The sequence below is a fragment of the Penaeicola halotolerans genome (genome assembly GCF_016464625.1).
Lineage (GTDB): Bacteria > Bacteroidota > Bacteroidia > Cytophagales > Cyclobacteriaceae > Penaeicola > Penaeicola halotolerans.
Window position 1 is genome coordinate 1 of record NZ_JAEAGO010000178.1, and the last position, 244, is coordinate 244.

A 244-nucleotide genomic window follows, 5' to 3' on the forward strand; every position below is an offset into this window, starting at 1 on the left:
ACGAAACAGCAGTAGAAAATGTCCCTTACAATCGGGTCAATAAAGTCTATAATGAATCCAATTACTCACTGTACAAGGACAGCTACTCTACCAAAGTTCTTGACTCTAGGATATTCATCAAGAAAAACGATCTCTATAACCAAGAAGATCCCCTGCAGACACAGCGGCAACTTGCCAATATGGACATGTTTGGCTTTGTTAATATGCAGTATGAGCGAGATGGAGATCAGTTGATTACCAATAT

At 39.3% G+C, this 244-nt stretch carries 1 protein-coding gene; it reads left to right on the forward strand.

All coding sequences use genetic code 11. The features are described from left to right. Positions 1–244, forward strand: a 244-nt coding sequence (locus tag I5349_RS13980) for a hypothetical protein (protein ID WP_226391385.1), incomplete at both ends; no start/stop codon positions are given.